The organism is Thermoflexus sp. (assembly GCF_025055495.1).
GTDB lineage: Bacteria > Chloroflexota > Anaerolineae > Thermoflexales > Thermoflexaceae > Thermoflexus.
In genome coordinates, this window is sequence record NZ_JANWXB010000419.1 from 1 (window position 1) to 3,917 (window position 3,917).

4 protein-coding genes are annotated in these 3,917 nt (G+C 60.6%); all 4 read right to left on the reverse strand.

Annotated features, from left to right (window positions below; translation table 11 throughout):
- A partial coding sequence (locus tag NZM16_RS13675) for a hypothetical protein (protein WP_295480908.1) occupies window positions 1–466 on the reverse strand: 466 nt, incomplete at its 3' end.
- Between the two features lie 277 nt (window positions 467–743).
- Window positions 744–1,373, reverse strand: coding sequence for a hypothetical protein (locus NZM16_RS13680; RefSeq protein WP_295480909.1), 630 nt, complete (start codon window positions 1,371–1,373; stop codon window positions 744–746).
- A 117-nt stretch (window positions 1,374–1,490) separates the two neighbouring features.
- Entirely contained in the window at window positions 1,491–2,300 is an 810-nt protein-coding gene (locus NZM16_RS13685; protein ID WP_295480911.1) for an ABC transporter ATP-binding protein, read from the reverse strand.
- Window positions 2,301–2,411: 111 nt separating this feature from the next.
- Entirely contained in the window at window positions 2,412–3,686 is a 1,275-nt protein-coding gene (locus tag NZM16_RS13690) for an ABC transporter substrate-binding protein (RefSeq protein WP_295480913.1), read from the reverse strand.
- Between the last annotated feature and the right edge of the window lie 231 nt (window positions 3,687–3,917).

The following is a 3,917-nucleotide window of genomic DNA, read 5'->3' on the forward strand; positions in this document are numbered from 1 at the left end:
GGAGGTCTTGCTGGCCGATGCCGCCGGGAACAGCCGGGCATCCCAGGACCTTCAGCGCCTCCTCGAACATGGCCCCGGCAGGCGTCAGATGATACGAGAAAGCGATCAGGACGCGGTCGCCAGGCTCGAAGCCCGCGGCCCGGAGGGCAGGTGCCCAGCGCCAGGGATCCGGAACGCCCGGTTCCGGCTCGTAAAGGGGACCAGGGGACTGAAAGATGCGGCGCAGGTGCTCTATTGGCACCATCAGCATCCCCCCAAAGGGAGGATCCGCCTGCTGGCGCTGAAGGAGGTCGTCCTTGCGTAGCACGGGCAATCGGGATAGATCCGCAGGGGTCCGAAGGTCGCGGGGGCGCAGGCCTGCGGCCTCCATCCGGGCACGAAATCCGGGGGCGTTGCGATGGGCACGCTGGACGGCCTTGTAGATGCGGGGGAATTGTCGCTCTTGGTAAGCGGTCAATAAATCCATAAGCAACTCCCTCCTTTCTTTCTCTCCCTCCTACCACGGCCTGAAGGGCCACGGGGGACTGATGGGACCCTCTTTCGGGGTGGCAGACCCTGGAGATTTTGTGGGCAGGGGAGGCCGCTAAAGGCGGTCTTCCCTGCCCACGAAAATTCCCCTCCCTGAGGCCCTTTAGACCTCGGGGAGGGGAGATGTAGGGGGAGTGGCCACTCGTGTAGGCCGATGCAATCCGCTAGTGGTGAAACACTGCTCAACTCATAGCTGGATAAAGTGCCAATGATCACTATTTCCGGAACTCCCCTTCAAAAGTCACTACCCGCTCACCGGCCGGGGTCCGGAAGATTGCGGTTCCCTCCGTCGCGCGAATCCCGAACGCATAATCCCCGATGCCCTTCCACCAGGCCTCGACCACTGCGCCCGGGGTGAGGCCCATTTCTTTCAATTTATGACCGGAGGTCACCGCGAGGTTAGAGGTGACAATGCGAGAGGACAGGAAGAAGGTCACCCGGAGCTCGTTGGTGGTCCGAGGCGGAATGCTCATGTCCTCATCGACGATCGGAGCGTGGACGGAGAAATAAGCGCTCTGGCCATCCTTCTTCGCCTCGAGTTGCGCGGTGAACTTGAACTGTTCCAGAGCGACCGTCGCATCGTTTGGGTTTTCGATTTTGAAGATATACGCTAAGCCCAGAGGAAGATCTGGAGCCGGCGGAGGAGGGGCAGGAGTAGGAGTCGGGGTGCCCGCGGGTGGTGGAGTAGGTGTGGGGATCGGGGTGGGCCACGCATAGTAAGCAACCACCTCTACCCGGGCCAAGGTGATTTTAGGGTCCTGAATCTGGGCCGTTCCAACCGGGCGGCACGCTATAGCGATCCCGATGATCGTCAGCAAACTGAGCCATCGATATGTTCTTTGCATGGCAGCCTCCTTTGGCCAGATAAGGGCTACGGGCGGGCCGTGGGGAGAAGCCAATTTTTTATGAATTGGGCAGATTTCATAGGACGGCCCCCTCAGCCCCAAAAAGTCTTCCAGCCTTCAGGTTAACCAGCGCTTCCGACGCTTATACCATTTGGCTTCGCGGAATCGTTTGCGAGCCCCCAGCTCCGTCAATCCAAGATAGAACTCCCGGATGTCCGGGTTATCTCGGAGGACGGCCGCCGGCCCTTCCATCACCACACGGCCGTTCTCCAGGACATAGGCATGTTGGGCGATCTCCAGAGCCAGCCTGGCGTTCTGTTCCACCAGCAGGATGGCAATGCCTTGCTCCTGATTAAGCCGCGTGATGATCTCCATGATCTCCTGCACGATGAGAGGGGCCAGGCCCAGGGAGGGTTCGTCCAGGAGCAGCAGTCGAGGGCGGGTCATCAGGGCCCGACCGATGGCCAGCATCTGTTGTTCTCCTCCGCTGCAGAACCCTGCCATCCGGTTCCGGATGGTCTTGAGATGCGGGAAGTAGTGATAAACCAGCTCCAGCCGTTCCGAGATGCGCCGCTCATCCCCATGATGAGCCCCCACTCGCAGGTTCTCCTCCACCGTGAGGTGCTCGAAGACGCGGCGTCCCTCCAGGACCTGGATGATCCCCATGGCGGCGATCTCCTCTGCCGATTTGCGGTCGATCCGCTCGCCCATAAACTCGATGCTGCCATCCGTGATCTGACCATCCTCGTGTTTCAGGAGGCCGGAGATCGCCTTCAGGGTTGTGGACTTGCCGGCCCCATTGGCTCCCAGCAAAGCGACAACGCTCCTGGAGGGAACCTTCAGCGAGACCCCCTTAAGAACCAGGATCACCTGGTGATAGCGAACCTCAATGTTGTTCACCTGGAGGAGGGCATCTCCCGATGCCATGTGGGCCTCCTGAAGAATTGGCAGCCCCGATCTTTCAACCCAATCCCTTCATCCTGTTCGCGAAGGGTGCGGCGTGCAGGATTGCACGCCGCACCGCGTGCGGAACATCGGTTAATAGCCTTTCCACTTGGGCCACTGGTCAGCGAACTTCTCTTTGAGATCGACCAGCTTTAGCAGTTCGAACTTGCCATTGCGAACGATATAAATGCGCACCTGGCTGGTCGGGCGATGATCGTCTGACGTATACGTCAATGGCGGCACACCGAGGCCGATATCCAGGTTCTGGAAGGACTCGATCGCCGCCCGGATCCCCGGGCCGTTCAGCTGACCAGCTGCGTCGGCCTTTTTGAGAGCCTCGTAGAGGAGCATCACGTTCGCCCACGCCTGGACGGTGCGGATAGTCCGTTCCTTGAGGGCCGGGTTGTATTTCTGAGCTGCCTCCTTCACCCGATCCATCCCCGGCACGTTTTCGCCGTAAAAGGCGGTCACGGCGATCCCGATCACACCCTCTGCCTGCGGCCCCAGCAGGCGCAGGAGCTCCTCACCGAAGCCCCAGTTGTTCACCAGATGGTCCGCCTGCAGGTCCAGGGCTTTGGCGTCGCGGATCGCGGTGGCGACGGACTGGGTGGTGTTGCCGTGCCAGATCACGTGAGGGTTAAACTCTTTGGCCGCCAGGACCTGGCTCTTGGCGTCCAGGGCGGTCAGGGAGACGTCCTGGTCCGGGCCGATCTCAAAGCCCAGAAGCTGGGCGAACTCCTTTAGGGCCTTAATCGGCGCGCTGCTGTAGGGCGTGGGGAAGGAGTAGAACATTACAATCCGCGGCTTCTTGCCGGCCTCTCGCTCTGCTTTGAAACGGTCGTCCTTCAGCCAGATTTCCTCATACCAGGCCAGAAGAGCCGCCCGGGCGTTGGTCGAATAGTCCGAGGCGGCGAAGAAGTTGTAAGGGGTCTTGGAGGGATCGGTCAGCTCGCCGGAGTAGGAGGCGGAGATATACGGGATCTGATCCTTGGCCACCGTGGGGGCCAGGGCGGAGGTGTCTCCGGTGCCCCAGCCCAGAACAGCGACGACCTTATCGATATCCCGATAGCGTTTATAGAGCGTAACGGCCTCCGGTACCCGGTAACCATAGTCATTAAGGATCAATCGGATCCGTTTGCCGTTAACGCCGCCTTGGTCGTTGATCCAGCGGATGGCGTCCTGAATCCCTGCGGCATAATCTTTGCCCACATCGGAGGTTGGCCCTGTGGTGTCCATAATGGCTCCGATGGGAATCTCCCCTGCCGGAGCCGGGGCCGCCGGGGTTGCCTGCGGCCCGCAACCCATCGCAAGAGCAAGGGTCGCCAGCAACCCAACGATCGTGATCGCTACTCCTCCCCGCTTGATCATGGTTTCCTCCTGGAATAAGCGTTAACGCAACTTGCCCTCGTCAGGTGGGTAGGGCCTCACTCTCTTATCCCCCCTTCCCTCGGCCTGAAGGGCGGTGGGAAAGGGGATAAATCTTTTGGGGGCCTGGAAGGTCACCGAAGGTAGTCTCCCAGGAGGGAAGTTTTGCTTCGCTCTGTCGCAAACTTATGATTTGGGGTGACGGGGCGGTGAAGCCGCCCGCCCCTCTTCCTC

Bases quoted from the DNA above. Each gene is read 5' to 3' on its own strand.
- NZM16_RS13680 (WP_295480909.1), bottom strand. From the start codon at position 1,373: ATGCAAAGAACATATCGATGGCTCAGTTTGCTGACGATCATCGGGATC.
- NZM16_RS13685 (WP_295480911.1), bottom strand. From the start codon at position 2,300: ATGGCATCGGGAGATGCCCTCCTCCAGGTGAACAACATTGAGGTTCGC.
- NZM16_RS13690 (WP_295480913.1), bottom strand. From the start codon at position 3,686: ATGATCAAGCGGGGAGGAGTAGCGATCACGATCGTTGGGTTGCTGGCG.